26 protein-coding genes are annotated in these 26716 nt (G+C 69.2%); 6 read left to right on the top strand and 20 right to left on the bottom strand.

What is annotated here, in order from left to right:
* Positions 1-248: 248 nt before the first annotated feature.
* Complete coding sequence (locus tag ACFV4K_RS15005; RefSeq protein ID WP_379275207.1) at positions 249-644, bottom strand: carboxymuconolactone decarboxylase family protein; 396 nt, start codon at positions 642-644, stop codon at positions 249-251.
* Between the two features lie 169 nt (positions 645-813).
* Here ACFV4K_RS15005 and ACFV4K_RS15010 point away from each other — a divergent pair, with 169 nt between their 5' ends.
* Both ACFV4K_RS15010 and ACFV4K_RS15015 read left to right on the top strand, forming a co-directional pair.
* A complete protein-coding gene (locus ACFV4K_RS15010) occupies positions 814-942 on the top strand; it encodes a hypothetical protein (RefSeq protein WP_357287872.1) in 129 nt (42 codons plus the stop codon).
* A gap of 63 nt (positions 943-1005) precedes the next feature.
* Positions 1006-1392, top strand: a complete 387-nt coding sequence (locus ACFV4K_RS15015) for a VOC family protein (RefSeq protein WP_379275208.1) — start codon at positions 1006-1008, stop codon at positions 1390-1392.
* Here the strand turns inward: ACFV4K_RS15015 and ACFV4K_RS15020 are convergent.
* From ACFV4K_RS15020 to ACFV4K_RS15075, 12 genes are read right to left on the bottom strand one after another with little or no spacing between them, the layout of a single operon-like run.
* Positions 1379-2623 carry a TetR/AcrR family transcriptional regulator gene (locus ACFV4K_RS15020; RefSeq protein WP_379275209.1) on the bottom strand — a complete coding sequence of 415 codons (1245 nt, stop codon included), beginning with the start codon at positions 2621-2623 and terminating at the stop codon, positions 1379-1381. The two genes, ACFV4K_RS15015 and ACFV4K_RS15020, sit on opposite strands and share 14 nt — an antisense overlap.
* A complete protein-coding gene (locus ACFV4K_RS15025) occupies positions 2620-3366 on the bottom strand; it encodes a hypothetical protein (RefSeq protein ID WP_379275210.1) in 747 nt (248 codons plus the stop codon). The genes ACFV4K_RS15020 and ACFV4K_RS15025 overlap by 4 nt, the downstream gene beginning before the upstream one ends.
* Positions 3367-3376: 10 nt before the next feature.
* Positions 3377-4552: an MCE family protein gene (locus ACFV4K_RS15030; protein ID WP_379275211.1), complete on the bottom strand. Its 1176-nt coding sequence runs from the start codon at positions 4550-4552 to the stop codon at positions 3377-3379.
* The gene (locus ACFV4K_RS15035) at positions 4549-5718 is read right to left on the bottom strand and encodes an MCE family protein (RefSeq protein WP_379275212.1); all 1170 of its coding nucleotides are present in this window, start codon (positions 5716-5718) and stop codon (positions 4549-4551) included. Before ACFV4K_RS15035 ends, ACFV4K_RS15030 begins: the two co-directional genes overlap by 4 nt.
* Entirely contained in the window at positions 5715-6821 is a 1107-nt protein-coding gene (locus ACFV4K_RS15040) for an MCE family protein (RefSeq protein ID WP_379275213.1), read from the bottom strand. The genes ACFV4K_RS15035 and ACFV4K_RS15040 overlap by 4 nt, the downstream gene beginning before the upstream one ends.
* Positions 6821-7831, bottom strand: coding sequence for an MlaD family protein (locus tag ACFV4K_RS15045; protein ID WP_379275214.1), 1011 nt, complete (start codon positions 7829-7831; stop codon positions 6821-6823). The genes ACFV4K_RS15040 and ACFV4K_RS15045 overlap by 1 nt, the downstream gene beginning before the upstream one ends.
* On the bottom strand, positions 7828-8850 hold the full coding sequence (locus ACFV4K_RS15050) for an MlaD family protein (protein ID WP_379275215.1): 1023 nt from the start codon (positions 8848-8850) through the stop codon (positions 7828-7830). The genes ACFV4K_RS15045 and ACFV4K_RS15050 overlap by 4 nt, the downstream gene beginning before the upstream one ends.
* Positions 8847-10259 carry an MCE family protein gene (locus tag ACFV4K_RS15055; RefSeq protein ID WP_379275216.1) on the bottom strand — a complete coding sequence of 471 codons (1413 nt, stop codon included), beginning with the start codon at positions 10257-10259 and terminating at the stop codon, positions 8847-8849. Before ACFV4K_RS15055 ends, ACFV4K_RS15050 begins: the two co-directional genes overlap by 4 nt.
* A gap of 8 nt (positions 10260-10267) precedes the next feature.
* On the bottom strand, positions 10268-11131 hold the full coding sequence (locus ACFV4K_RS15060; RefSeq protein WP_379275217.1) for an ABC transporter permease: 864 nt from the start codon (positions 11129-11131) through the stop codon (positions 10268-10270).
* Position 11132: 1 nt separating this feature from the next.
* Positions 11133-11996, bottom strand: coding sequence for an MlaE family ABC transporter permease (locus tag ACFV4K_RS15065; RefSeq protein ID WP_379275218.1), 864 nt, complete (start codon positions 11994-11996; stop codon positions 11133-11135).
* Complete coding sequence (locus ACFV4K_RS15070) at positions 11996-12184, bottom strand: hypothetical protein (protein ID WP_379275219.1); 189 nt, start codon at positions 12182-12184, stop codon at positions 11996-11998. The genes ACFV4K_RS15065 and ACFV4K_RS15070 overlap by 1 nt, the downstream gene beginning before the upstream one ends.
* Complete coding sequence (locus tag ACFV4K_RS15075; protein WP_357287836.1) at positions 12185-12409, bottom strand: hypothetical protein; 225 nt, start codon at positions 12407-12409, stop codon at positions 12185-12187.
* A 258-nt stretch (positions 12410-12667) separates the two neighbouring features.
* Here ACFV4K_RS15075 and ACFV4K_RS15080 point away from each other — a divergent pair, with 258 nt between their 5' ends.
* The 3 genes from ACFV4K_RS15080 (at position 12668) to ACFV4K_RS15090 (ending at position 16049) form a co-directional block, all read left to right on the top strand.
* The gene (locus ACFV4K_RS15080; protein WP_379275220.1) at positions 12668-13570 is read left to right on the top strand and encodes an oxygenase MpaB family protein; all 903 of its coding nucleotides are present in this window, start codon (positions 12668-12670) and stop codon (positions 13568-13570) included.
* Positions 13571-14066: 496 nt separating this feature from the next.
* The gene (locus ACFV4K_RS15085) at positions 14067-15038 is read left to right on the top strand and encodes an AraC family transcriptional regulator (protein WP_379275221.1); all 972 of its coding nucleotides are present in this window, start codon (positions 14067-14069) and stop codon (positions 15036-15038) included.
* A 354-nt stretch (positions 15039-15392) separates the two neighbouring features.
* A complete protein-coding gene (locus tag ACFV4K_RS15090) occupies positions 15393-16049 on the top strand; it encodes an arsenate reductase ArsC (protein WP_379275222.1) in 657 nt (218 codons plus the stop codon).
* Positions 16050-16068: 19 nt separating this feature from the next.
* Here the strand turns inward: ACFV4K_RS15090 and ACFV4K_RS15095 are convergent, their stop codons facing one another.
* The gene (locus tag ACFV4K_RS15095) at positions 16069-16644 is read right to left on the bottom strand and encodes a TetR/AcrR family transcriptional regulator (protein WP_379275223.1); all 576 of its coding nucleotides are present in this window, start codon (positions 16642-16644) and stop codon (positions 16069-16071) included.
* A gap of 42 nt (positions 16645-16686) precedes the next feature.
* Between ACFV4K_RS15095 and ACFV4K_RS15100 the strand changes: the two genes are divergently transcribed.
* Complete coding sequence (locus tag ACFV4K_RS15100) at positions 16687-17544, top strand: phytanoyl-CoA dioxygenase family protein (protein WP_379275224.1); 858 nt, start codon at positions 16687-16689, stop codon at positions 17542-17544.
* 3 nt (positions 17545-17547) lie between these two features.
* Here the strand turns inward: ACFV4K_RS15100 and ACFV4K_RS15105 are convergent, their stop codons facing one another.
* The 6 genes from ACFV4K_RS15105 to ACFV4K_RS15130 form a co-directional block, all read right to left on the bottom strand.
* A complete protein-coding gene (locus ACFV4K_RS15105) occupies positions 17548-17715 on the bottom strand; it encodes a hypothetical protein (RefSeq protein ID WP_379275225.1) in 168 nt (55 codons plus the stop codon).
* A 187-nt stretch (positions 17716-17902) separates the two neighbouring features.
* On the bottom strand, positions 17903-19534 hold the full coding sequence (locus tag ACFV4K_RS15110) for a DEAD/DEAH box helicase (protein WP_379275226.1): 1632 nt from the start codon (positions 19532-19534) through the stop codon (positions 17903-17905).
* A 227-nt stretch (positions 19535-19761) separates the two neighbouring features.
* Positions 19762-21117 (bottom strand): M1 family metallopeptidase, encoded by a 1356-nt coding sequence (locus ACFV4K_RS15115; protein ID WP_379275227.1) that lies wholly within the window; start codon positions 21115-21117, stop codon positions 19762-19764.
* Positions 21117-25022, bottom strand: coding sequence for a Pls/PosA family non-ribosomal peptide synthetase (locus ACFV4K_RS15120; protein ID WP_379275228.1), 3906 nt, complete (start codon positions 25020-25022; stop codon positions 21117-21119). Before ACFV4K_RS15120 ends, ACFV4K_RS15115 begins: the two co-directional genes overlap by 1 nt.
* A gap of 141 nt (positions 25023-25163) precedes the next feature.
* Positions 25164-26108: an alpha/beta hydrolase family esterase gene (locus ACFV4K_RS15125; protein ID WP_379275229.1), complete on the bottom strand. Its 945-nt coding sequence runs from the start codon at positions 26106-26108 to the stop codon at positions 25164-25166.
* Positions 26109-26155: 47 nt separating this feature from the next.
* Complete coding sequence (locus ACFV4K_RS15130; protein ID WP_379275240.1) at positions 26156-26656, bottom strand: gluconokinase; 501 nt, start codon at positions 26654-26656, stop codon at positions 26156-26158.
* Between the last annotated feature and the right edge of the window lie 60 nt (positions 26657-26716).

A 26716-nucleotide genomic window follows, 5' to 3' on the forward strand; every position in this document is an offset into this window, starting at 1 on the left:
GTACCGGCCCGCGGCGGAGGGGATCGCGGGCCGGTACGACACTGTCGTCACCGGTAGGCCGGTGCCGTCACCGGCCGAGGATCCGCCGAATCCAGCCACCGCCGGGGGCCTGCTCGTGCCCCGCGCACCATTGATCGGCCGGAACCCTGGCGCGCACCTGGGCGATATGCGCCCCGCAACCCGCCCAGGTGGTCTTGCCGCAGGTCCGGCACCGCGTCGCTCGACACATTCGAGAGTCCTCCGTGTTCTCAGGCGGGCGCTTCGCCGGATTCGATGGCGTCGGCGAATTCGCAGAACGCGTCATAGGCGCGAGCGCCGTGAATGGTGGCCGGGCCGCCGTGCATCAGGAACGTCACGCCGATCGCCTCGGCGGCCTCCTGCTTGGTCGCCCCGGCCCGCGCGGCCGCCTGGCCGTGCGAGGCGATGCACCCGTCGCAGCCCTCGACGACGCCGATGGCGAGTGCGATGAGCTCCTTGGTCTTGCGATCCAGCGCGCCCGGCGCGAACGCCGCCTTGCTGAGCTCGCCGAAACCCTTGTACACGTCGGGAATCGCGCGCCGCAGCTCCCGGTGCAACGGCGACAGCTCACTGAGCACGGCCTTCCCGTGCGGCGACGCCTGCGTGGTCTCGTGCGGTGCGGACATGCCTACTCCTTCGACTACTTCACGGATACCCCACCGGGTATGGCAACCACCGTAGCATACCCCAGGGGGTATTCTGAGGGTGTGGTCACGGCCGGGCCCGGCGACGCGAACCGGGCCGCGAACCCGATACCATCCACCCGAACCCATCCGATCGGCCCGAGGAGCAACCATGTGTCAACCGACCCCCTGCCAGACCTGCGGCAAGATCACCTGGGCAGGGTGTGGCGACCACATCGACCAGGTCAAGGCGGCTGTTCCGGCCGAGCAGTGGTGCGACGGCGAGCACGTCGCCAACTAGCCGGACGAGGGACTCTCACGAATCCGGTCGCCCCGCGGCCGGCGCACAGGAAGGGTAGGAACCATGCGGATCTACATCACCAGTGTTTTCGTGGACGACCAGCAGAAGGCGCTCGACTTCTACAGCGGGGTGCTCGGCTTCGAGAAGAAGCACGACATTCCGCTGGGCGCGGCCCGATGGCTGACCGTGGTGTCGCCGGAGGACCCGCAGGGGGCGGAATTGTTGCTCGAGCCCGACGGGCATCCGGCGGTGAAGCCGTACAAGGACGCGCTCGTCGGTGACGGGATTCCCGCGGCCTCCTTCCAGGTCGCGGATGTGCGGGCCGAATTCGAGCGATTGACCGGGCTCGGCGTGAAGTTCACCCAGCAGCCGGTGGCGGCGGGCCCGGTGACCACCGCGGTGTTCGACGACACCTGCGGCAATCTGATCCAGATCGTCACTCCGGCCTAGTCCGGACCTGGGCCGGTCCGAACAGGACGGCCTCCATGAGGCGAATCACCCACTGGCGCGGATAGATTCGCTCGTCGTCGCCGAAGACGCGGGCGTAGTCCACCACCAGGCCGAGGGCGGCGTGCACCAGGACGGCCGCCTCGGCGGGGGTGAGCCCGGGGCGGACCCGGGTCAGCAGGGCCGCCCATTCGGTGACCACCCTGCGCTGCACCACCCGCAGGGTCGCGCGCTCGTCGTCGGGGACGTGGCCGAATTCGGCGAAGTACACGAAGATCAGGTCGCGTTCGTCGAAGGCCCCCGCCACGTACATGTCGATGAGTTTGGCCAAAGCCTCGGCGGGGCCGGAGGATTCGGCCAGGGTGGGGGCGATGACAGCCGACATGCGGTCGGCGGCGCGGCGGAAGGCGGCCTCGAGCAGATCGCTCTTGCCACGGTAGTAGCGGTAGACCGCCGACGTGGACGGCAGGCCCGCCGCGATCGCGATGTCCTCGACACTGACATTCGGATAGCCGCGCTCGTAGAACAGCCGCACCGCACACTGCAACAGCAGCTCGTGTTTGAGCGAGAGCGGCGTCTCCACCGCACGTGGGGCGGGCGGCAGCTGTGCGGGCTCGGGCAGGTCGGCGGCGATGATCGCCCAGCAGGCCGTATTCAGCAGGACGGCAAGGGTTTTGGAGGCGAGCACGACGCGGTGGTCGCCGAGACAGCTCACCGTGCTGAAGACCCCGATGGCCCGCACCCGCAGTTCGCGCGCGAACAGGCCGGGCCGGACCGCGTCGATGAGGGCGCTGAGGTCGGCCAGCGCGGTGCTGAAATGCTGGTCCACCGTGCGCTTGTCGGGGTCGTCGAGGTAGCGGTGCTCCCACCGGGCCAGCCCGACCGTCGTCCGGTTCACGATGGTCTCCGCGATGATCCCGTCGATCCCGTACCCGAGCCGCCGCCGCGCGGGCCAGCCCGCCGCCACCTCGGGCAGGCTCACCGCCGCGACCGTCACCTCGCCCAGTCGCAGCAGCTCACCCGCGAACAGCGCGTACTTGCTCGGATAGTGCCGGTACAGCGCGGTGGAGGTGATGCCGAGCCGGGCGGCGATGTCGTCCATGCTCACCCGGTGGTAACCCTGGGCCGCGAATTCCGCGGCCGACACCGCCGCGATCTGGGCGCGCCGGTTCTTCGGCCGTCGCCGAACCGCCCGCGCACCCGGTTCGGGGGCCGGCGTCCTCGCCCGGTTCACGACTGCGGCTGTTGCGCCAGCGGCGAATTCACCTTGTTCACCAGCCACCGGTCGCCGGACCGCTGCAGTCGCATCACCATCGACAGCTGGCCGGGCGCGGGCTTGCCCTGGGTGCCGAGGCTGGTGATGGTCTGGCCGATCACCACGATGGCCTCGGCGGAGTCGCGGTCGACATTGCGGACCGCGCACTGCACGTCGGTGGCCTTGGACACGACCTGGCCCTGGGTGAGCACGTCGCGCAGATCCTTGCTGGTGGCGTCGAATTGCTTGCGCCACTCGCCGGTCGCGCCGTCGAGGACGCCGGTGAAGTAGGCGTCGAGGCTCTTGGCGTCGTAGGTCGCCAGTATCGGCGCGTAGGCGCAGGCCGCGGCCCGGGCCTGCTCTTGGGCGGCGAGCAGGTCCTCGTGTTCGGCGTCGTGCTGGTAGAGCACGATGCTGGAACCGATCGACGCCGCCAGCGCGAGCACCACGGCAGCGCAGGCGGCGATGCGGCCGCGTGGGCCCAGGGTGGGCAGCGACGTCGTGCGCAGGCGTGACTTCCACGTGTGCCCGGTCGATTTCGGGGCGGCGGTGTCCGCCTCGGCCTCGGCGGTCTTCGGTTCCGCGATGTCGACGGCCGCGATCTCGGCCTTGTCGATGTCGATGGGCGCGGCCGTGGTCTTCTCGATGTCGGCGGGCGCGGCCGTGGTCTCCTCGACGCCGGCGGCCTCGTCCGGGTGCTGGTCGATGGTGTTGTCGCTCATGGGAAGTCTCCTAACGGGGGACAGGCTGGGACAGTTCGTTGCCGGTGGCCCCCGGCGGTGTGGTGGCCCCGTTGTCGGGCACGTCGGGTCGGGGCGCGTTGGCCGACCCGCGGACCTGGAGGGCCGGATTGCTGGTAACGCAGTAGTTGTAGAGCCGCACCCGGTTGTCGGCCTGGACATTGGTCGGCACCACCGGGATGGTCTGGTAGTCGCAGCTGGGCCGCGGCCACGGATCGACCAGCGTGTTGTACGCGCCGTCGTGCGCGGGCACGCCGAGCGCCTGCGATCCGGCGCGCAGGGCCGGGAACAGCGCGGCGATGGCGGGTGCGCGGAGCTTGGCCGCGCGGGTGACGGCGACGAAGTTCGTCACCAGATTCGTGATGGGGTCCTGGGTTTCGGAGATGAACCCGTTCAGAGTGGCCAGCTGGCCGGGTCCCTGCTGGAGCAGTTTGCGCAATTCCTGGTCGGCGGAAGCGAACTGGTCGAACAGCACGCTGCCCGCCTTCGTCAGGGTGCCCAGGTCGGGCTGCGCGTGCTGGGTGGTTCCGGCGATGACCTCGAGATTCTCGATCAGCTGCCGGGTCTGCGGCAGCAGGTCGGTCAGGCCCGCCATGGCCCGGCTCAGGCCGGAGATCATGTTGCGCAAGCGATCCGGTCCGCCAGCGAGGGCCTTGTCCAGCTCGTCGACGATCACGGTGAGCCGATCCGGGTTCATGCCGCCGACGAGATCGCCGAGATTGCTGAACACCGACTGGATCTGCACCGGCACGCTGGTCCGCGCCCGCTCCACCAGCGACCCGTCGTGCAGGTAGGGCCCGGTGTCGGAGTCGGGCCGGAAGTCCAGATACTGTTCCCCGGCCGCCGAGAGCCGCCCCACCGCCACGGTCCCGCCGAGCGGAATCCGGGCGCTGTCGTCGATTTCGGCGACCGCGGCCACCCCGTCCCCGGCGACGTGCACATCACTGACCTTGCCGACGCGGCTGCCCCGGAACGTCACGTCGTTGCCGGGCAGCAGTCCTCCCGAGGACACCAGTTCCACAGTCACCTTGTAGGTGTGCGGAATCGGGTTGAACCGCAGCACGTAGCCGCCGATATAGCCCGACCCGAGGACCAGCACCACGATCAGCCCGAGATTGGCGATGGCGATCCGGCGCTGGACCACCCATTGCCACAGTGGCGGATTCATCGATCCCCTCCCTGCTCCGGCTGCTCCGGCTGCTCCGGCTGAGCCGGCTGGGTCTCGGGCCGGCCCGGTTGCACGCCGGGCGGTCGCGGCGGGCTGGTGAGCCGCCCGAACACCTTCTCCAGCACCTGGGTCAGGCTGCCGATGAACTGCCCGGCGTCACCGAGCTCCGGCCACCGGCTGCCGTGCGGATCGGTCAGCGCGCCCACGCTCAGGTACGACACCGTCGCCGCCACCGCCAGCGCGGGACCGCGCAGGCTGGCCATCAGCGACGGATAGATGGCGTGCAGCCCGTCCAGCGCCCCGGTCAGCTGATCGCTCTGTGCGAATCCCGACATCAGGGCCTGAATGCTGTTGAACAGGCCCACGAAATCGCCGCCGGTGGTGGTGGCGAAGTCGCCGAGCGCGTCGGTGGTGGTGGCCACCTTGGCCAGCAGGTCCACGATCTGCTGATTGTTCTCGGTGAGCAGCCCGATCAGCGCCGGGAAGGTGTCCGCGGCCGCGCCGAGTTGCTCCTTGCGCCGGGCCAACTCACCCGAGAGCGAGTTCAACCCGCCGAGGACGGAATCGATATCGCCGGTGCGGGCGTTGAGCGCGCCGATGGCGGCGGTCATCTCGGTGATCAGATGCGACAGTTCGGGCGCGCGTCCGCCGAACATGGAGTTCATCTCGCCGGTGATCTTGGCGGCCTGATTGATGCCGCCGCCGTTGAGCAGCAGCGAGATCGACATCATGAGCTGCTCCACCGAGGCGCCCGCGGCGGTGTGGTCGGTGCCGATGGTGTCGCCGTCGCGCAACGGATCGCCGGCGTCGGCGGCTGACGGCAGCGTCACGGCCACGAACATGTCGCCGAGCGGGGTGGCCTGGCGCAGTTCGACCGTCGTACCGCGCGGCAGCCGGATGTCCTCGCGGATCAGCATGCGCACGTCGGCCAGGAAGTTGGTGGTCTCGATCTTGGTGACCACCCCGATATCGGTGCCGCCGATCTTGACGTGCGCGTGGTCGGGCAGGTTCAGCGCGTCGGCGAAGGACGCGTGCACGGTGTAGCCGGGCGCGCCCAGACCGGGTTTGGGCATGGGGAGGCTGTCCACGGTGACCGCGCACCCGGTGGCGGTGAGCAGCGTGGCGGCGGTCAGGACCCCGCCGAGAGCCGTTGTGCGTAGTGTCATTTCAGGTTCGTGATCCCCAGTAGTGCGGCGGTGATGCCGAAGTCGGGTCCGAAGTCGGCCACCTTGCCGGTGCGGCAGCCGTCCAGCCGCATCTGGATGCGCTCGCAGAAGGTGGACAGGATCTCCCCGTCGAGCACCGACTTGTCCAGCAGGCCGTGCAGCCGCAGCGCCTGATGTTCGGTGCTGGTGGCATTGGCCAGGTTCTGGAACATGAGCGGCCCGACGTCCACGATCTCGGTGAGGCCGCGCGCATTGGCGCGCATCTGATCGGAGATGGCCACGAAGCGGGTCAGCGCCCCGGCCAGCTGATCCTTGTTCTGCCCCACCAGCGTCGCGGTATTGGTGACGAAGTCGTCGAGCTGGCGCAGCACCGCGTCGATGCCCGGGGCCTGCTCGCCCATCAGGTTCACCAGTTCGGTGAGCCGGGCGCTGAAATCACGCACCGTCTGATCGTTGGCGGCGATCACCTGGGTGATGTCATTGAGTTTGACGATGGTGTTGGAGATCTGGTCCTTGTTGGCGAAGGTCACCTCGAAGGCCCCCGACAGCTGGTCCAGGGTTTGGCGCAGCTTGTCGCCATTGCCGTTGAGCAGCGGGAACAGCACCCGGCTGGCCATCGGCCCGGTGGTGTTGTCGCCCTTCAGCGCATCGCCGAGCTGGGAGAAGGTGGCCAGGATCCGATCCAGCTCGACCGGGACGCGGGTGCGCTGCAACGGAATATAGGCCCCGTCGGCGAGGGTCGGGCCGTCGCCGGTGTAGGCCGGAGCCAACTCCACGTGACGATTCGTGATCAACTGTGGATTCACCAGCGCCGCAATGGCATCCGCGGGAATCTTGACGTCCTTGTCCAGCGACATGGTGACCTGGACGTAACTGCCCTTGGGCGTGACGGTTTCGACGGTCCCGATCGGAACCCCCAGCACCGCCACCTCATTGCCCGCGTACAGGCCCGCGACGCTCTCGAAATCCGCGGTGACCTTCATGCGCGCGCCCAGATACTCCTTGGGCAGCGAGCCGATCGAATCGGGCAGCAGCCCGCACGCCGAGGTGAGCAGCAGCGCGCCGCACACCGCGGCCAGCCGGAATCGTCTGCGTCTTTGCATTACTTGCACCCCTGCACGGCCTGCGCGAAGCACAGCCAGTTGTCCGGGAACAGCCACGGCGCGTATACGTTTCCGTACGGCCCGTCGCCGAGCACATTGTTGAACTGCCGCAAGGTCACCGGCATGGTCTGGTACAGCCGGGCCAGGTTGTCCTTGTTCTTGTCCAGGCCCTCCGACATGGTGTTCAGGTCGGTGATGAGCGGACCGAGCTGGTTGTTGTTCTCGAGTCCCATCTGCTGCAACAGCTTCGACAGCGACGCGACATTGTCGAGCAGCTGCTCGAGCAGCACCTGCCGCTTCTGGACCGCGCTGCCGATCGCCTCGCCTCGGGTCAGCAGCATGAGCACGCTGTTCTGGTTGTCCGAGGCCAGCTGCGAGACGGTGTCCATGCCTTTGAGCAGGGTGTCCACCTCGTCGCGGCGATCATTGATCACCTTGGCGAGCGCACCGACGCTGTCGAGGGCCTTGACGGTCAGCTCGGGGGAGTTGCCCATCTGCTGGTCCACCAGGTCCAGGGCGTTGCGCAGTTTCTGCGGATCCAGCTTCTCGACGCGGTCGAAAGCGTTCTTGTACTGCGGATCCTGCACGACCTTGCCCAGGTTGTAGGGCACCGAGGTGTGGTCGAGCTTGATCCGGTCGCCGGACAGGGTCCGCCCGCTGCCGGGGGTGAGCTCCACGTGCAGCCGGCCCAGGATGGTGGACATCTTGATGGCGGCGCGGGCATCGTCGCCGAGCTTGATCTCGCGCTGCACCTTCATGTCCACCAGCACCTTGCCGTTGTCCAGCTTCACGGTGCTGACCCGACCGACCTCGATGCCGGAGACGTCCACCGTCGCCCCCGGCCGCAATCCGGCGGCCTGGGCGAATTCGGCGTGAATGGTCTTGTCGCCCACGTGCGCCTGCTCGATCAGGGTGGACCCGGTGAGGAGGGCCACCACGAATCCGGACGCGAACAGGCCCAGCCGCAGCGGCCGGTTGGCCAGGAAGCCCGGGTAGCGAAGCCGCCTCATCGGCATACCTCCGAATGTGATTGGCCGCCGATCTGGTTGAACAGGCCCGGCGGCAGCAGCACGCCCCACAGCGAGACGTCCAGGCTGCACAGGTACGCGTTGCCGTAGGCGCCGTAGCTGCTGAACCGCGCGACGCCATTGAGGACGTCGGGCAACTCGACGGCCGCCTTGTCCAGTGACGCGCCATTGAGCAGCAGCAACGCGACACCGGCGGAGGCGTCGGTCTGGGCGCGGGCCGCGCCCGGCTTCACCTGGGCGAGGATGCCCACCAGTGAATCCGTCGCCGTAGCAACGCGTTCCACGGACGACTTCAGGGTGCCGCCTTGGGCGTACAGCGCGTCGGTGAGCGCTCGTGCCTGGGTGATCAGGGTTTCGAGCTCATTGCTGCGGTGGGCCAGGCCGGAGACGACGCTACTGAGATTGCCGACCACCTGGCCCAAGATCTCGTCTCGCTGCCCGAAGGTTCCGGCCAGCTGCGCGGCCTGCGTCACCAGGGCGCTCAACGAGACGCCATTTCCTTGCAACGCCTGGATCAGGGTCTCCGACAGCGAGTTCACCTGATCGGGTTGCAGCACGCTGAACAGCGGCTCGAACCCCGACAGCAGGGACGAGACGTCGAAGGACGGCTCGGTCCGCTCGATCGGGATCTGACCGCCCGCGGGCATTGCCGCGCCCGCGTCCTTTCCGGGCAGCAGCGCGATATACCGCTGGCCGATCAGGTTCTGGTAGCGCACCAGGGCTTTCGTCGAGGTCGTCGGATGCTGCTCGGCCTCGATGCGGAAGTCCACCCGGGCGCGGTAACCGTCGGTGAAGTCGATCTTGTCGACCCGGCCGACCCGCACGCCCGCCATCCGGATGTCGTCCCCGACCCGCAGGCCCAGGACATCGGAGAACACGGCGGAGTAGGAGTTGGTGGAGCCGGGCACCGTGCGTTGCAGGGTGGACCACATCGTGTAGGTGAGCAGGATCGCGACCACGGCGAACAGGCCGAAGCCCGCCAAGGCTTTTCCGGACTTCACGACGCGCCTCCCGTCTCGGCCGGCACCAGGGCGCCGCCCGCGAGCAGGGGAGTCAGCAACAGCAGCTGGGCCGCGTCCGGCCGGTGGCCGACGATCGCGGCGACGGCGTCGCTGCCGCGCAAACCGGCGGGCTGAACGGCCTCGGGTGCGGGCTGGGTGGTACTCGCCGGCGCCGTGAGCCCGGGAATCGCGGGCAGGCCCGGAATCGACGGAAGACCCGGAATGGCAGGCAGATTCGGCAGACCCGGAATCGCCGGCGTGGTGGTCGGTATCGGCGCGGGCCCGGCGGCATTGAGCCAGGTGGGCAGCTGTTGCGGCGGGAACTGTTGCGCCGGAGCGGTATCCGGCACCGTCGACCCGCCGCAGCGCGGTCCCGCGAGCTCTCCGTAGCGCGGGCAGTCCGCCGCCGTGTACTGCTGGAACGGCGTGAACGTCACGTCCATCCGCCACACCATCTGCTTCTTGGGCCCGAAGGTGAAGACGCCCTGCAACCGCTGCAGGGCGGTATTGAGATTGGCGATGGCGAACGGGATGGCCTGCGGGTCCTGGGCCAGGCTGCCGAAGAGCTGGTTCAGGCCCGATACCAGGAACTTGCCGGAATCGGGATTGCGGGCGAAGAGCCCGTTCACCGTGTCCACCGCGCTGCCGCCATTGGTCAGCAGGCTGACCAGCGCCGTCCGCTGCTCGGTGAGGGTGCGCGCGGTGGTCACCGACTTGGCCAGGGTCCCCACCAGATCCGGGGCGGACTCGCTCAACGCGGTCGCGGCCCGGCCCAGATTGCCGAGCAGATCGCCGACGCCCTCGATGCCGCGCACTTCGGTGACCCAGCGGTCGAGCCGCTCCACCGTGGACCCGGGCACCCGCGCCGACGGATCCAGCGCCGCCGCCAGCGTCGACAGCACCCGGCCCAGCTTCTCGGGCTGAATATTGTTCAGCACGGTGCGCAGCACATTGAGGGTGCTCTGCAACTGGACCGTCGCGGTGCTGGTGTCCTCCGGAATGGTCGCGCCCGCGCGCAGCGTGTCCTTGGTGGGCGCGGTGTCGACCAGTTCGACCGCGGTCACCCCGAAGATATTGTTCGGGATCACCCGCGCCGCCACATTCGCCGGGATCGTGTTCGCCACCACCGGTTTCAGCGCGATGGCGGCCTCCTGCCGTTCGCCCTTGGCCACCACGGTCACGTCCTCGACGCGGCCGACGATCATGCCGCGGAACTTCACATCGGCGTGGGCGGGCAGCCCGTCGCCGGTGCTGGTGAGTGCCGCGGTGACCGGCACCTTGTCCTCGAAGCGGCCGTGGTAGCGCAGCGCCAGCAGATACAGCAGCAGCGCCACCGTGGTGAGCAGCGCGAGTCCGGCCAGCGTGAGGTGGCGGGCCGTGGGGCCCCGCCCGCTGGGATCGAGAATCATCGATACACCTATCCCGAGATGCGGAAGCCGGGGTCGATGCCCCAGATCGCAAGGGTCAGAAAGAGATTGACGAAGACCATGACGACGATGACCATCTTGATGGCGCGTCCGGCCGCCACCCCGACGCCCTCGGGCCCGCCGGTGGCGACGAAGCCGTAGTAGCACTGGATGAACGTCGAGATCATCACGAACACCATGACCTTGAGCAGCGACCAGAACACGTCCGGTCCCAGCAGGAACTGGAAGAAGTAGTGGTCGTAGGTGCCGGCAGTGGTGCCGCCCAGGATCAGCACCGACAGCTTGGTCGCCAGGTACGCCACCGCCAGACCCACGCTGTAGAGCGGGATGATGGTCAGGGTGGAGGCGATCATGCGGGTACTGATCAGGTACGGAAGCGGGCGGATGGCAATGGATTCCAGCGCGTCGATCTCCTCGGAGATGCGCATGGCGCCCAGTTGCGCGGTGAACCGGCACCCGGCCTGGATCGCGAACGCCAGGGTCGCGATGATCGGGGCCAGCTCGCGGGTGGTCGCGAAACCGGAGATCGCGCCCGTGAGCGGGCTCATGGTGAGCAGGTTCAACGCGGTGAACGACTCCATGCCGACGGTGATGCCGCCGAACCCGCACAATGCCACCACCACGCCGATGGTGCCGCCGCCCACCACCAGGGAGCCGTTGCCCCAGCCGACGTCGGCGGTCAGGCGCAGCACCTCCTGGCGATAGTGCTGGAGCACGAACGGAATCGCGATCAGGGCCTGGAAGAAGGTGATGACCTGATGGCCCAGGCGCTGATTGGCTTGCACCGGCGCCGACACGACGTTCGCGGCCAGGCGAACGGGTTTGAGCGCCGGGGGAGTGTAGGGACTGCCCATCTCACACCACCTTCGTCGGCAGCAGCGTGTTGTAGAGCTGGGTGAGCGCGATATTGGTGGCGAACAGCATCAGCGCCGAGCTCACCACCGCCGAGTTCACCGCATTGGCCACCCCGCCCGGGCCGCCGTGCGCGTGCAGGCCGATATCGCAGGCGATCACCGCGGTCAACAGCCCGAAGATGGCGGCCTTGAGCACCGCGATCACCAGGTCGTCGGCCACCGCGAAGGACGCGAACGAGCCGATGAACGAGCCCGGCGTCCCCGACTGGGCGTAGACGTTGAACATGTATGCCGTCGCGAAACCCACGAACACGATGAACCCGCACAGCAGCATGCTCACCAGCACCGCCGCCGCCAGCCGCGGCGCGACCAGCCGCCGCACCGGATCCACGCCCATCACCATCATGGCGTCGATCTCCTCGCGGATCGTGCGCGAGCCCAGGTCGGCGGTGATGGCCGAGCCGACCGCGCCCGCGATCATGAGCGAGGTGACCAGCGGCGCGCCCTGGCGGATGATGCCGAGGCCGGCCACCGCGCCGATGAAAGTGGTCGCGCCGACCTGATTCACCAACGCGCCCACCTGGATCGACACCACCACCGCGATCGGGATGGCCACCAGCACCGTCGGCGCGGCCGAGACGCTCGTCATGAAGGCACACTGCTTGATGAACTCGCGGTACGGGAACCGCCGCGACAGGATCGACACCACCAGCTGGCGCAGCGCGTCACGCCCCAGATCGACCTGCCGCCCCAGGGTTTCCAGGGACCGCTGCGGATGATCACGCCACAATTGCCGGGCACTGCGGCCCATGCGCTCCAGCTCGGAGGGCTCCGGTGCGCCGGAAGACTTTTCGAGTGTCGTCATCAGGCCATGTCCTCGAGGTAGCGCTGCAACAGCACCAGCAGATACCCGGCCACCGAGAGACCGGCGGCCACGGTGCACAGCACGGCCACCCACAGGCCTATGCGCAGAACGGGATTCACTTTCATACGCCCACCGAGAATCTTGATCCCGATTACCAGGATGTCGATGAGCCAGACCAGAACCATCATCTACGTCATGCACACATTCGAGAAGGTGAGCACCGGCCAGCACACGATCGACCCGAGGAACGAGATGATCACGTCGAGGCCGTGCAACTGCTTCAGATGCGCGGTGTGGGTGAGCGTCCACACCACCCCCACCAGCCCGTAGGGAATGGCCAGAATGATCAGCGTCCCGAGGAATTCGGACACCTTCATCTCGTAGCTCAGTATGCGATCCAACCGTTTCAGCATCTTGCGAACGTCCTCTCACGTCCCCGCCCCGCGCCTCTGTGCACGAGCTGCCGCAGCGACGTATGTTACTCATGATTCTCTCGAATGGAAGAGAATCGGGAGATCTTCTTCCGGGGTGAGATTGGGACGATGCACTGTCTCAAGCTGGAGTAATGGGATAACACGGGTCGGCGTAAGTTACTTGCCATTCACTATTGAATCCGCGACCGCGCTGCGGAATCCTCGGTAACATAGCCCGCGCCCGATCGAAGGAGATCCATGACCATCGCGGCACCGCAGCCGGCCGGCGACGCCACCCTCACCCTCGAACAGACCCGCATCCACATCCCCGGCGTGCACCGCGCCGACACCAAACGCCCGCCGAAGCTCGAGGACGCGCTGGACTTCTGGCAGTTCTCCGGCGCGGCCGCCAATGTCGCCATGCAGATGGCCCGGCCCGGCGTCGGGCACGGCGTGGCCGACAGCAAGGTGCACTCCGGGGCGCTCATGGTGCATCCGTGGAAACGGTTGCGCACCACCGCGTCCTACCTCGCGGTCGCCATTCTCGGCACGCCCGAGGAGAAGGTCGCCTTCCGGGAGGCGGTCAATGTCGCCCACCGCCAGGTGAAGTCCGAACCCGGGGCCGCGGTGCGGTACAACGCCTTCGACCGCGACCTGCAACTGTGGGTGGCGGCCTGCCTCTACATCGGCTTCGAGGACTCGTATCAGCTGCTCAACGGGAAGATGAATCCCGAACAGGCCGAAGCGTTCTACTCCACCTCCGCGCCCCTGGGCACCACCCTCCAGGTCACCGAGGAGATGTGGCCCGGCACCCGCGCCGAATTCGACGAGTACTGGGTGCGGGCGTGCGCGCAGGTATCGGCTGACGAGAAGATCCGCGCCTTCATCGACGACCTGCTGCACCTGCGCATGATCCACTGGTATCTGCGGGTGATCTTCGGCGGTCTGCTGCGCTTCCTCACCGTCGGCTACCTGCCCCCGTACTTCCGTGAGCAGCTCGGCGTGAGCTGGTCCGCCGCCGACCAGCGCCGCTTCGAGCACCTGTTCGTGTTCGTGGGCTTCGTGAACCGCTTCATTCCCCGGTTCATTCGCAACGCGGGCACCCGCGGCATGATGGCCAACGTGCGCCGTCGGCTGCGGGTGCACAAGGCGCTGATCTGATCGTCGGGCTCAGGCCGATCCCTGGACGCTGTTCCAGCGGTCGGCCGCACCCCGCATGGTGCGGGCCGAATCGGCCAGCAGGTGAGTGAGATCGGCGAGCTCGGAGCCTATGTCACTCAGCGCCGCGGGACGTCGCGCAGTCCGGACGGGCGCGGAGCCGGGGTAGCGCACCGATTCCAGGCGATCGACCGCGGGACCCGGCCGCAGCCCGCGCGTCGGGTCGGCGGCCCGAAAACCATCCGGGCAAGCCGAGAACCGAACGGGTCGTCGCGGTTGCTCTGCGTCGCGCCCACGCGTTTCTGGCGGAGCACTATGACGCCGCGGAATCCGGTTCGGCGCGAACCCCCTTGTGGCACTACAAAAGATCTCGGATCGCCGCTCCGCATCGAGCGCCTCGCCACATTGACCGCGCTGCTCCTGAGCGGTTCTCCCATGCCGTGAGATATCCCGCGAAAAGGGGTATTGCCGAGCGAATCGCGGTGAGAGGATTGCCTCTGTGGACCATGCCGTTTCCGGCGCCGTCGAGGTCTCGTCCTCCTCGACCCTGTCGCCACGTCAGGCATTCGAACAGTGGGAAGCCCTGATGTCGGACGCCGTCGCGCCGACCGCCATCGAGCCATTGCGCACCGGACACTGGCACGGCCGCGTGGCATCGGCCCAATACGACGGATTCTCGGTGTCGCGCATGCAGGCCAGTGCGCAACGCGCCATGCGGACACCGAAGATGGTGGCGCGGACCACCGGTGACTTCCTGCTCGTGAATATCGTGCTGAAAGGGACGAATTGGACCGAGCAGGGCGGCCGTACCGCCGAATCGAAGCCCGGCACCATCGCCTTCTTCGACAGCGGCCTGCCGCTCGAGAGCCGCACCACCGACAATTGCCTGTCCACCCTGATCCGGGCCCCGATGCGCTCGGTCCTCGAACACTCCGGCCTCACCCGCCAACAGCTGCCCACCGCCACCGCCGTTCCCGCCACCGGAGCCCTCGGCGTGGTCACCGGCTTCTTCCGCAATCTGGCCGAACTCCCTGCCGACGACATCGCCCGCGCGGTCACCGTATTCGGCAGTGACGCCGCCGGAATGATGGCCTCCGCCCTGCTGCTGTCCACCGGTACCGGCGCACCCGCCCCATCGGATTCGCTCTACACCCGCCAGCAGGTGCTCGCCTACATCCGCAAGAACTTCACCAATCCGGACCTGACGGTCGACGAGATCGCCCACGCCTGCCTGCTCTCCCGCCGCACCCTCTACCGGGTGTGCGAGGGTTTCGGCGAGCCGGGCGCCCTGATCCGCCGGACCCGAATCGCGCACGCCCGCCGCCTGATTCGCGCCGATCGCGCCCGCTCGCTGGCCGCGGTCGCCGCCGCCTGCGGTTTCTCCACCGACCGCCACTTCTACCGCGCCTTCCGCGAGGAGACCGGTCTGACCCCCGGCCAGTTCCGCGACCAGCTGGGCCCAGCGCGCTAGCCGCGGTCGGAACTACGCCACGGCTGCGATTCGGAGCTGAACCCGGGAGGGCGACGACCTCCGGACGGTGCTGCCCGCGAACGATTTCGACCCCGTGACCGAGCCGTTGACACCGGTTCTGGTCTGGGTGGCGGGGCGACGGCGGACGCGCCAGGGGATGGCTGTCGTCACACTGTCGGCTCGGATGTGGGCTTTCGCTCACTGTGAAGTCGGCGAGCGACCGGGTGATCGACTGGCGGTGTGGCGACGACCGAAGATAGCGTGTGGCTATTAACGTATCTCGTGTCGAGGTCGGCGTTCGGCCGGGACGTCGTGAACAGCGATACGCTGGAATTTCGAGCGGAGGGAGTGAGCGTGAACGAGAATCCCGGCACCGCCCTGCCTTCCGGCACCGACACGGAACCGGCCGCGCGGGGTGACGCGGTGGCACGGTTGATGGACGAGTTCGGACCGTCCGCGGACCGCGCCACGGTCGAGCGCATCCTGGACGGTTCGCTGGACCATCTCACGGCCATCGGGCTGCCGGCGGACCGGCTGCCCGCGTTGGCCGAACGGTTCGCCCGCGAGCGACTCACCGCCCTGGCCCGTACCCGTGGGCACGGCGCTCCGGCCGGACCCACGGTCCTGTTCGTCTGCACACAGAACGCCGGGCGCTCACAGATGGCGCTCGGATTCTTCACCAGCATGGCCGGGCGGCAGGCCGCCGCGTGGTCGTGCGGCTCGGCCCCGAGCGCGGCGATCCATCCCCTGGTGATCGCGGCCATGGCCGAACGCGGCGTGGACATCGCCGACGAATTCCCGAAGCCGTGGTCCGACGAGCTGATGCGGGCCGCCGATGTGGTGATCGACATGGGTTGCGGTGACGACAACCCGATCATCGGCGGGCATCGGTTCGAGCAGTGGCCGCTGCCCGATCCCGCCGGGGGCGGGATCGAGGAGATCCGCGCCATCCGCGACGACATCGAGCAGCGCGTGCGCCGACTCGTCGCCAACCTCGGGCTGGCGGCCTGAGTCGGGTGTCGAGCGTTTTCTAGGACAGTTCCAGCGTCGCGGCCGTGAAGCGCCACAGGCGTTCCGCGGCCAGGTCGACCGCGGGCCGGGGGTGGGTGCGGAGCTGCTGCCCGATGCCGTGGCGTAGGCCGCCGATGACGTACGCGCCCGCGCTGTCGGGGTCGAGATCGGCGGGGATCTCACCGGTGGCCTGCCCGCGCCGGATATTGGCGGCCGCGGCGTCACCGAGATTGCGGATGTAGACGGCCTCGATCTCGGTGAGGCCAGGATCGGGGGCGGCGCGATTGAGCAGCAGCGCCGCGAGCGGGTGGTCGAAGTGGTAGGCCACGAAACAGTGCGTGCGGGCACGTTCGCGGGTGGCCCAGTCGCCGTCGGGAAGCTGATCGTCGGCGATGGCCCGGCTCAGTCCTTCGTAGAAGTCGTCCCAGATCGCCGCCAGCAGACCGACTTTCGAGCCGAAGTGGTGATAGAGCGCGCCGGTGCTCAGGCCGGTGCGGCGGGTCAGCGCGCTCAGCTCCAGCAGTCCGTTGGCGTGGACCAGTTCGTCGCGCGCGGCGTCGAGAAGTTGTTGACGTCCGATCGGTGCTCGTGCCACAGTCGGAGGATAACAGAACTCGGTTATGTAAAGGATGGCCCGATGAGCACGAAGGTGACCTCGCTACGGGATCTCGACGGTGATCTGGCCGGAACCTATCGGCGCACCGGCAGCAGCGGCGCGACCGTGGACCCGGCGGTGGTCGACGCGGATCTGGCCGCGCTCGAGCGCGACGGCTATGTCATCCTGCCCGACCTGCTGGCGGCGGCCGAACTGGACGAGATCCGGGAAAGCGTTGCGCCACTGCTGGATCGGAGCGGACGCAACAACTTCGAGGGGCATTCCACCCAGCGCGTCTACAGCGTGCTGAACAAGACCCGATCCTGCGATCGCATCGCCGACCATCCGCGCGTGCTGGCGCTGCTGGACCGGCTGTTCATGCCCAACTATCTGCTGTCCATGCTGCAGGTGATCAATATCCAGCCCGGCGAGGCCGCGCAGATGCTGCACACCGACGACGGCTTCTACCCGCTGCCGCGGCCGCGAAAGGCGTTGGGGGCGGCGACGATCTGGGCCATCGACGACTTCACCGCCGACAATGGCGCCACCGATGTGGTGCCGGGCAGCCAATTGTGGGGCGATGAGCTCCCGGACGAATCGACGCCGCGGGAACCGGTCGTGATGCGGGCTGGTAGCTGCGTATTCTTCGGCGGCACCCTGTGGCATGGCGGCGGCGCGAATCGGTCCGCGAATCCGCGGCTCGCGCTCACCGCGCAGTATTGCGAGCCGTGGTTGCGCCCGCAGGAGGCGTTCACCCTGTCGATGACCCGCGACACCGTGCGCGCGGTCTCGGAGGACATTCGCCGGATGCTCGGTTACAGCATTCACCCGCCCTTCATCGGGCAGGTCGACGGCATGCACCCCAAACGGCTGCTGGAACCTGGCGCGCCGACGCTGTAGCGGCTATTTCGCGAGCTCGGGGGCCAGCTGTACGGCGGCTTTCATATCCGGCGCGTACCCGACTCGCCATTGCAGCCGGTCGATCGGCGTCACCGACACCTTGTAGCGGTGTTCGTCCACCCGCTCGAATTTGACCGTGACCGATTCGCTCAGTGGGGCCTGCATGACCATTGCTTCTCTCCTCACCCTGCGAAGACATCGGGGGCGGTGGAAACATATTCACGGCATGGGAGCGGAGTGCTGCTTGCTATGGATTAAACTGTAAGAAATTCCGAGCCGATTGGATACGGACAAAGGTTACATTCTCGGCGCGACCGGAGAATGGTCGCGCCGAGTGCCGCGAGTAGTGCCGAGTGCGTCAGCCGTTGCGGCGACGACGCGGCGCGCCGCCCGTGCGCGGCGATCCGGAACGACCGCCCGCAGTGTCGGAGGCGCCCTGGCCGTGGTCGCGCTGACGGGCCGGAGCCGCGGCACGACGATCCGACCGGGTGCGCGACGTGGGCTTGCCGCCCGTCTCGCTGCCACGGGAGCCGTGACCCGACGCCGCGGGAGCGCCCGAGGCCGTGCGCGGCTTGCCGGAGGCCCGCCCGCCGGTGCGTCCGCCGGGACGGCCGTCCTTGACGGTCTCGTGCTTGCGGTCGGCCGGACGGTCGCTGCGCACCTCGTCGCCGCGGCCGCTCGACTTGCGCCGGCGCGGCGCGGCGGGCTTGTCGCCCACCGGGCGGTTGCGCTGGCGGGGCTGACGCGGGCCGCGCGCGGGAGCCGCCGCCTCGCCCCTGGCCGGGGCGGCATCGCCGCCGGCGACGGGAACCAGCGCGGCGACCTCGCCGACCAGCTGGCTCACCTGCGGGGAGTCGGGCGTCACCGACTGCGGGGAGACGGTGATCTTGGCCTTGCGCATGAGCGCGGCGAGATCGCCACGCTGATCGGGCAGCACCAGGGTGACGACGTCGCCGTCATTGCCCGCGCGCGCGGTGCGGCCGGACCGGTGCAGGTAGGCCTTGTGCTCGGCGGGCGGATCGACGTGCACGACCAGTTCCACGCCGTCCACGTGCACGCCGCGCGCGGCGACGTCGGTGGCCACCAGGACCTTGGCCGCGCCGGAGGCGAAGGCCGCCAGATTGCGGTCGCGGGCGGGCTGGGTCAGGTTGCCGTGCAGGTCCACGGCCGGGATGCCGGCGGTGGTGAGCTGGCGGGCCAGCTTGCGGGCCTGATGCTTGGTGCGGGTGAACAGGATTCGCCGCTCGGCGCCGGACGCGAGGCGGTGCACGACCGCGCGCTTGGCGTCGTTGGTGGGCACCTCGAACACATGGTGGGTCATGGCGGCCACCGGCGAATTCGCTTCGTCGACTTCGTGTTTCACCGCGTTGGGCAGGAAGCGCTGCACCAGCTTGTTGACGCCGTTGTCCAGGGTGGCCGAGAACAGCAGGCGCTGGCCATCGCTCGGGGTGGCGGCCAGGATGCGGGTGACGCCGGGCAGGAAGCCCAGGTCGGCCATGTGGTCGGCCTCGTCGATGATGGTGATCTCGATGTCGTCGAGGCTGATCAGGCCCTGCCGCATGAGGTCCTCGAGGCGGCCCGGGCAGGCGATGACGATGTCGACGCCCTTCTTCAGCGCCTGCACCTGCCGGTGCTGGGACACGCCACCGAAGATCGTGGTCACCGACATGCGGTACGCGGCGGCCAGCGGCTCGAGGGTGGCCGCGATCTGGGTCGCCAGCTCGCGGGTCGGCGCGAGAACCAGTCCGGCGGGGTGATTCGGCGCACACGGCTGCGGGTCGCGGCCCAGCATGTCGATCATCGGGATGGAGAACGCCAGGGTCTTTCCACTGCCGGTCTTTCCGCGTCCGAGCACGTCGCGCCCGGCCAGTGAGTCGGGCAGGGTACCGGCCTGGATCGGGAACGGCTCGGTGATCCCGGCGGCGGTGAGCGCGCGGATCAGGGGCTCGTGGACGCCGAGGGCGGCGAAGGAGGTCGGGGCAGAAGTCATCGGTGCTGCAGTGCCTTTCGGGCATCGGGTGCGTGCCCGAGCCGTGCGGCGGACTTCGGGTCCGCGCCGGGGGCACAAGGTGGCGAGATTGCCAGTGGGCAAAATCGATCGCCGTAAGGAAAGCTAAGCCGCGCAGTGGGGGCTGCTTGGAAGTTGTAGCGATCTACGACGCTGGTGTGACGGTTCGCACCGGCACATCCATGATCAACAACGTGTTCGCTGGAAGTCTACCCGGCCTCGAAATCGGTCCGGTACGCGGGGAGTGCGGGCAGCGGCGGCAGCGGTCGGGCGTGCAGCCAGGCGTCCCAGAACGGCCGCAGCGACTGGTTGCTGTAATGCCCGGCCAGGTCGGTGAATTCGTCGGTGCTCACCGAGGCGTGCCGGTACCGCGCGGTCCAGGCGCGCAGCAGGTCGAAGAAGGTGGCGTCGCCCAGCTGCAGGCGCAGAGCGTGCAGGGTGAGCGCGCCGCGCTTGTAGACCCGGTCGTCGAACATGAACTCCGGGGTCGGGTCGGCGAGCAGGATGTCCTGCGGCAGCCGCGCCAGGTTGCGGTGCGCGGTGCGGGCCAGCTGATCGGCCGAGGGCCCGCCCGCGGCCGCGGACCAGAGCCATTCCGCGTAACAGGCGAAGCCCTCGTGCAGCCAGATGTCGCGCCACTGCCGGATGGTGAGGCTGTTGCCGAACCACTGGTGCGCCAGCTCGTGCGCGACCAGTCGCTCCGAACCGCGTTGCCCGTCACAGTGATTCGCGCCGAATACCGAAATGCCCTGGGCCTCGATGGGAATCTCGAGCTCGTCGTCGGTGACCACCACCGTGTAGGCCTCGAACGGGTAGGGCCCGAACAGCTCGGAGAAGACCTCCATCATCCGCGGCTGGCGCGCGAAGTCGTGCTCGAAGGGCAGGCGCAGCCGCGGCGGCAGCACCGCCTGCATCGGGACCGATCCGCGCGGCGCGTCGATGCGCTGTTTGCGGTAGTGGCCGATCTGGATGGTCGCCAGGTAGGTCGCCATGGGTTCGGGCTGCTCGTACACCCAGGTGGTCTGGCTGGCCTTGGTCTGCTTGCGCACCAGGGTGCCGTTGGCCTGCGCGTAATAGGGGGAGTCGGTGGTGATCGAGATCCGGTAGCTGGCCTTGGAACTGGGATGGTCGTCGCAGGGGAACCAGGAGGCCGCGCCATTGGGCTGGCTGGCGACCAGCGCGCCCTCGGTGAGCTCCTCCCAGCCGACCTCGCCCCACGGACCGCGCACCGGCATGGGCGGGCCCGCGTACTGCACGGTCAGCACCAGCGCGCCGCCCGCGGGAACGCGCTGGCGCGGGGTGATCACCAATTTGCCGCGCTGGTGGGCGTATTTGGCGGGCTTGGCGCCGTTCACCAGCACCTTGGACACCGACAGCGCCTGGGACAGGTCCAGCGCGAGGCGATCTCGCGCGCCGGTGGTCACCGCGGTGATGTCGGCGCGCCCGGCCAGGCGGTTGCTCGCGACCTTGTAGACCAGCTCGAGGTCGTAGCGCGAGACCCGGTAGCCGCGATTCCCGTTCTGCGGCAGGTAATCGTCGATGGGTTCGTCGATCGGATTCACCATCAGCGGCTCCCGTCCGGCCAGGGTGCGATGGGGTTGCCCCACCAGCGGGTGGACGGCGGGACGCTGTCGCCGCGCATGACCAGCGAGGCGGGTCCGATGGTGGCGCCCGCGCCGATCACGCTGGCGGGCAAAGCGACACAGTGCGGGCCGAGGGTGGCGCCGGGTCCGAGGGTGACGGTGTCCATGGCCATGATGCGGTCGTGGAACAGATGGGTCTGCACCACGCAGCCGCGTTCCACGGTCGCGCCGTCACCGAGGGTCACCAGGTCAGCCTCCGGAAGCCAATAGGATTCGCACCATACCCCGCGGCCGATTGTCGCGCCGAGTCCACGCAACCAGACATTCAGAACAGGTGTTCCGGTGGCGGCCCGCGCGAACCACGGTGCGGCGACATGCTCGACGAAGGTGTCGGCCACCTCGTTGCGCCACACGAACGAACTCCACAGCGGATGCTCCTCGGTGCCGATCCGGCCCACCAGCAGCCATTTCGCGATGACCGAGGACGAGCCCGCGACCGCGCCCGCGGTCAGCAGCACCAGGCCGCTGAGCAGGGCGGTGGGCAGGTGGCCGAGGGTCTGGGCCAGCCAGGCCAGGGCGAACAGCACGCCGAGTCCGATGGCGAAGGTCACGAGCACCGGGATCAACCGGCAGGTCTCCACCACCGCGCGGGCGATCCGCAGCCGCGCGGGCGGGTCGAAGGTGCGTGCGGTGTCGGCGGTTTCGGCGGCGCGGCGCAATCGGATGGGCGGGCTGCCCAGCCACGACGAGCCCGCCTTCGCCTTCGACGGCGCCGCCGACAGCACGGCGACCAGGCCGTTCTTGGGGACCCGGCGGCCCGGCGCGGTCATGCCGGAGTTGCCGAGGAAGGCGCGCTTGCCGACCTTGGCCTCACCGATCCGCAGCCAGCCGCCGCCCAATTCGTAACTGGCGACCATGGTGTCGTCGGCCAGGAACGCGCCGTCGGCGACCACGGTGAACTTCGGCAGCAGCAGCACGGTCGAAACCTCCACGCGCTTGCCGACCTTCGCGCCCAGCAGGCGCAGCCATACCGGGGTCAGCAGGCTGGCGTAGAGCGGGAACAGGAAGGTGCGCGCGGAATCCAGCAGGCGTTCGGTGGCCCAGGCCTGCCAGCCCTGGCGGCTGCGCACCGGGTGGTGGCCCTCTGTGAGCCCGATGGCCAGCAGCCGCACCGACACGATGGTGACCGTCGCGTACACGCCCAGCACCAGCAGCATGGCGACCGGCAGCATGGCGAACGCGCGCCCGAAACCCGCTGTCAGCGTCTGGGTGTCGCGAATCCACCAGGCGATCAGCAGACCGCCGCTGCCCAGCGCCAGGATCGGCACCGAGGCCAGCAGCATGGAGGTGACGCCGAAGATGGCCACCCAGTGCGAGGCGCGCGCGGGGGTGGCGTCGGGCCAGCGGTGCTGGGCCCGGCCGACTTTCACCGCGGGCGAGCCCGCCCACTCCTGTTCGGCCTTGACCTTGCCCGACACCGACGAGCCGGGCGCGATCTCGGCATTGCGGCCGATCCTGGTGCCGGGCAGCAGCATCGACCGCGCCCCGACCACCGCGCCGGGACCGATCTCGATCGGGCCGATGTGCACCGCGTCGCCGTCGATCCAATACCCGGCCAGGTCGACCTCGGGTTCGATGCTGCAGCCGTCGCCGAGCCGCAGCATGCCGGTGACCGGCGGCAGAGTGTGCAGGTCGACGCCCTTGCCGACGGTCGCGCCGAGCGCGCGGGCGAACGGCACCATCCACGGTGCGCCGGACAGGTTCTCCGCGCCGCTGGCCTCCGACAGCCGCACGGCCGTCCACAGTCGCAGGTGCACGAGGCCGCCGCGCGGGTAGGTGCCGGCCGCGACGCCGCGCAGCAGCAGCCGGGACCCGGCGACGCACAGCGCCATCCGGCCGGGCGGGGAGATGAACAGGACGAACGCCGCCAGGGTCCACCACCACGACAGGTGCGGCAGCCACGGCAGCGAGCCCGACCAGGCGGCGATATTGCCGACGGTGGCCAGCCAGGTCAGCCATTGCAGACCGGTGAGGGTGGTGAGCGGGATGGTGGCGAGCACCTGGAACAGCTGCGCGGACAGCGGCACGGGCCGGACCACGCGTTCCTCGATGGTCTCGGTCGGGGCGAAGCCGTCCAGGAAGGCGGCCAGCGCGCCCAGGCGCGGATGGTCGTAGAGGTCGGCCACCGCGATGCGCGGATGCCGTTCGCGCAGCGCCGCCACCAGCTGGGCCGCAGCGAGGGAGCCGCCGCCCAGGTCGAAGAAGTCGGCGTCGGGATCGGTGACCTCGGCGCCCAGGATCGAATCCCACAGTCCGGCGACCCATCGCTGGGTCTCGGTGAGCCCGGCCTCGGGGGTGGCGGCGACCGCCTTGGGCAGCGGCCAGGGCAGGGCGTCGCGGTCGACCTTGCCGGAGGTGCGGGTGGGCAGCTCGCCGACCACGGCCAGGCGCGGCACCAGGGGAGCCGGAAGCTGTTCGGCCAGAATGGTTCTGGCGGCCGTCAAGTCGTAGTCGGCGTCGGGGCCGGTGAGGTAGCCGACCAGGATCTTGTTGCCCGCCTTGGTGGTCCGGATGGCGGCGGCCGCGCCGGTCACGCCGGGCAGGTGCTGCAGCGCGTTGTCGATCTCGCCGAGTTCGATGCGGCGGCCGCCGAGCTTGATCTGGTCGTCGGCGCGGCCCAGGAACACCAGGCCCTCACGGTCGTTGCGGACCAGATCGCCGCTGCGGTAGGCGCGTTCCCAGCCCACCGATTCCAGCGGGGCGTACTTCTCGGCGTCCTTGGCGGGGTCGAGGTAGCGGGCCAGGCCGACGCCGCCGATCACCAGCTCGCCGGATTCGCCCTCGCCCACCGGGTTTCCGGCGGCGTCGACGACGGTCAGGTCCCAGCCGGCCAGGGGCAGGCCGATGCGGATCGGGAACCCGCCGTCCAGCCGCGCCGCGCACGCCACCACGGTGGCCTCGGTGGGGCCGTAGGTGTTCCACACCTCGCGCTCGGAGTCCTGGTTGCCCGCCAGGCGTTCGGCCAGCTCGGGCGGGACGGCCTCGCCGCCGAAGATGAGCAGCCGCACCGGTTCCAGCGCCTCGGCGGGCCAGGTGGCGGCCAGTGTCGGGACGGTCGAGACGATGCTGATCTCGCGGCGGACCAGCCACGGACCCAGGTCCGCCCCGGTGCGCACCAGCGCGCGCGGGGCCGGGACCAGGCAGGCGCCGTGCCGCCAGGCCAGCCACATCTCCTCACAGGAGGCGTCGAAGGCGACCGAGAGACCGGCCAGTACCCGGTCGCCGGGGCCGATGGGCTCGTGCTGGAGGAACAGGTTCGCTTCGGCGTCGACGAACGCGGCGGCGTTGCGATGGGTCACCGCAACGCCTTTGGGGGTGCCGGTGGATCCGGAGGTGAAGATGATCCAGGCGTCGTCGGCGGGGGCGGGGGCGGGGGCGGCCGGTCGCGTCCTCGTGTCACCGGATTCGCGTGGGACGCTTGTGGTCTCGATGCCGGCGGCGGTCACGATGGCCGACACCCGGGCCTCGCCGAACACCAGCCGGGCGCGCTCGTCGGGATCGTCGGCGTCGACCGGGACGTAGGCCGCGCCCGCGTGCAGGGCGGCCAGGATGGTGATGTACAGCCCGCGCGTACCCGACGGCATCCGGACCCCGACCCGGTCCCCGGCGCGCACGCCCGCGGCGGCCAGCCGGTCCACCTCGACCGCGATCTCCGCGAGCAGTTCCGCGTATCCGAGTTCCACCTCGCCGTCGTCGATGGCGGGTGCGTCGGGGTGTGCCGCGGCGGTCGCGGCGAGAATGTCGACCAGGGTGCGGGCTCGCGGCGCGAGGGCGGCCCGCAACATCGGGTTCGCGTCTATCTCGATATCGGCCTGCGGTCGCGGCATTACGTGCTGCCCACCTCTCATGGAACCATCCGTCGCTCAGGCGTTGGTTGTTTCATACGAGAGTTACCGACAGGCAAACTGTAGGGCGGCCATTGGCCCACGGTACCGGTAAGTCCTGGTTGTCCCGTGTTCGACCGGCGGTTATGCCGAGAATCGAGCGAAGAAGCGCCAGATCACGTCGGCGGCGTCGAACTGGTGCGTGACTTTGCCGACAATGGCCTCCGGCAGGTACTGCTGGCCACCCGGCCAGGTGTGACCGCCGCCGGTGACCGTATAGAGCTGCACCGCGGATCCGTTCCTACAGTCGGCGGACCGTAGCGTGACCGACGTTCCGTCGTCGGTCCGCGGCGGGAGCTGGGTGGTGGTCGCGTCGGCGCAGCCGTCGCGCTCGCGCCACCACTGCTGGGTCGCGTCGACCGACAGCACGGGGCTGGTGCCGGCGCCGTGCCGTCCCGAAGTGACCCGGACGACACCGCCGTCATAGGGGACGATCGGGTCCGTGGTGCCGTGGATCTCGAACACCGGCAGGGGATGGGCGGGGGTGCAGTCGGATTCGTCCGCCTGGGGGAGCGGCCCCGCGACCGGGGCGATGGCGGCGAGCTTCCCCGACAGCCGGCAGCCGAGCTGTTCGGTGAACATGCCGCCGTTGGACATTCCGGTGGCATAGATACGGGACGGGTCCACGCCGTCGCCGCCGACCAGCCGGTCGATCACCGCCGCAACGAAACCCACGTCGTCGATTCCGGCCGCGCCCGCCTTGGTGTCCGCGCCGCGGCCGTCGTTCCATGATCTCTCGTAGCCGTCGGGGTAGACGGCGATGAAGCCCTCGGTGTCGGAGAGCTTGTCGAAGCCGGAGGTCTCCGCCAGATTCCGGGCGGTGCCGCCACCGCCGTGGAAGGCGAGGACCGCGGGCAGCGGGCCTTGCGGGCGGTTGGCGGGGTAGTGGACGAGGTATTGCCGTTGCAGGCCGCCGAATTCGAGGGTGACGGTGGTGTCGGCCGCCGCGCGGGCCCGCGGGTACGTGCACCCCGCGGCCAGGAACACGGTGGAGAGCAGGACCGCGGCGGCGATTCTCGGTGCGTACACGCCGTCGATGGTAGAGACGCGGCCTGAAGCTGAGCTGAAGCTTCGCGTCAGCTGTGAGAACGCAGGGCGGCCAGTGCGGCGGCGACGACTTCGGCTGGCGGACGATCGATTTCGAGGGTGATAGCCTGCTCGTCCGGGCCGGGCGGCTCCAAGGTCTCGAGCTGCGAGTTCAGCAGGTCCGGCGGCATGAAGTGGTCGGTGCGCGCGAGGAGGCGGGCGCGCAGTACTTCTCGGGAACCCGTGAGGTGCACGAAGGTGAGGTCCGCGTCCGGGTACCCGGTGCGGCCGGCGCGCAGGATGTCCCGATAGGAGCGTTTCAGGGCCGAACAGGCGACGACTCCCGAACGGCCCGCCGCGAACTCCGCGGACATCCATTCCGCGACGGCCGCCAGCCACGGGGCCCGATCGGCATCGGTGAGCGGTTGACCGGCGGCCATCTTCGCGCGATTGGCGGGCGGGTGCAGGTCGTCGCCCTCCAGCAGATCCCAGCCCAACGTCCGCGCCACAATGCCTGCGACCGTGGACTTGCCGGATCCCGCCACGCCCATCACCACCGCGATGCGCGGTCGCGCGGCGGCGGTCAATGGGCCTCCCGAATCGGTGCGGTG

Origin of the sequence: Nocardia sp. NPDC059764 (assembly GCF_042732555.1) — a bacterium.
In the GTDB taxonomy this organism is placed as follows: domain Bacteria; phylum Actinomycetota; class Actinomycetes; order Mycobacteriales; family Mycobacteriaceae; genus Nocardia.

Excerpts from the sequence above, each read along its gene's own strand:
- ACFV4K_RS15070 (WP_379275219.1), bottom strand. The coding sequence starts at position 12,184 with ATGATGGTTCTGGTCTGGCTCATCGACATCCTGGTAATCGGGATCAAG.
- ACFV4K_RS15055 (WP_379275216.1), bottom strand. The coding sequence starts at position 10,259 with ATGATTCTCGATCCCAGCGGGCGGGGCCCCACGGCCCGCCACCTCACG.
- ACFV4K_RS15065 (WP_379275218.1), bottom strand. The coding sequence starts at position 11,996 with ATGACGACACTCGAAAAGTCTTCCGGCGCACCGGAGCCCTCCGAGCTG.
- ACFV4K_RS15115 (WP_379275227.1), bottom strand. The coding sequence starts at position 21,117 with ATGGTGAATCCGATCGACGAACCCATCGACGATTACCTGCCGCAGAAC.
- ACFV4K_RS15110 (WP_379275226.1), bottom strand. The coding sequence starts at position 19,534 with ATGACTTCTGCCCCGACCTCCTTCGCCGCCCTCGGCGTCCACGAGCCC.
- ACFV4K_RS15030 (WP_379275211.1), bottom strand. The coding sequence starts at position 4,552 with ATGAATCCGCCACTGTGGCAATGGGTGGTCCAGCGCCGGATCGCCATC.
- ACFV4K_RS15025 (WP_379275210.1), bottom strand. The coding sequence starts at position 3,366 with ATGAGCGACAACACCATCGACCAGCACCCGGACGAGGCCGCCGGCGTC.
- ACFV4K_RS15035 (WP_379275212.1), bottom strand. The coding sequence starts at position 5,718 with ATGACACTACGCACAACGGCTCTCGGCGGGGTCCTGACCGCCGCCACG.
- ACFV4K_RS15005 (WP_379275207.1), bottom strand. The coding sequence starts at position 644 with ATGTCCGCACCGCACGAGACCACGCAGGCGTCGCCGCACGGGAAGGCC.
- ACFV4K_RS15075 (WP_357287836.1), bottom strand. The coding sequence starts at position 12,409 with ATGCTGAAACGGTTGGATCGCATACTGAGCTACGAGATGAAGGTGTCC.
- ACFV4K_RS15100 (WP_379275224.1), top strand. The coding sequence starts at position 16,687 with ATGAGCACGAAGGTGACCTCGCTACGGGATCTCGACGGTGATCTGGCC.
- ACFV4K_RS15010 (WP_357287872.1), top strand. The coding sequence starts at position 814 with ATGTGTCAACCGACCCCCTGCCAGACCTGCGGCAAGATCACCTGGGCA.
- ACFV4K_RS15060 (WP_379275217.1), bottom strand. The coding sequence starts at position 11,131 with ATGGGCAGTCCCTACACTCCCCCGGCGCTCAAACCCGTTCGCCTGGCC.
- ACFV4K_RS15130 (WP_379275240.1), bottom strand. The coding sequence starts at position 26,656 with ATGGGCGTGGCGGGATCCGGCAAGTCCACGGTCGCAGGCATTGTGGCG.
- ACFV4K_RS15105 (WP_379275225.1), bottom strand. The coding sequence starts at position 17,715 with ATGGTCATGCAGGCCCCACTGAGCGAATCGGTCACGGTCAAATTCGAG.
- ACFV4K_RS15015 (WP_379275208.1), top strand. The coding sequence starts at position 1,006 with ATGCGGATCTACATCACCAGTGTTTTCGTGGACGACCAGCAGAAGGCG.
- ACFV4K_RS15080 (WP_379275220.1), top strand. The coding sequence starts at position 12,668 with ATGACCATCGCGGCACCGCAGCCGGCCGGCGACGCCACCCTCACCCTC.
- ACFV4K_RS15045 (WP_379275214.1), bottom strand. The coding sequence starts at position 7,831 with ATGAGGCGGCTTCGCTACCCGGGCTTCCTGGCCAACCGGCCGCTGCGG.
- ACFV4K_RS15040 (WP_379275213.1), bottom strand. The coding sequence starts at position 6,821 with ATGCAAAGACGCAGACGATTCCGGCTGGCCGCGGTGTGCGGCGCGCTG.
- ACFV4K_RS15120 (WP_379275228.1), bottom strand. The coding sequence starts at position 25,022 with ATGCCGCGACCGCAGGCCGATATCGAGATAGACGCGAACCCGATGTTG.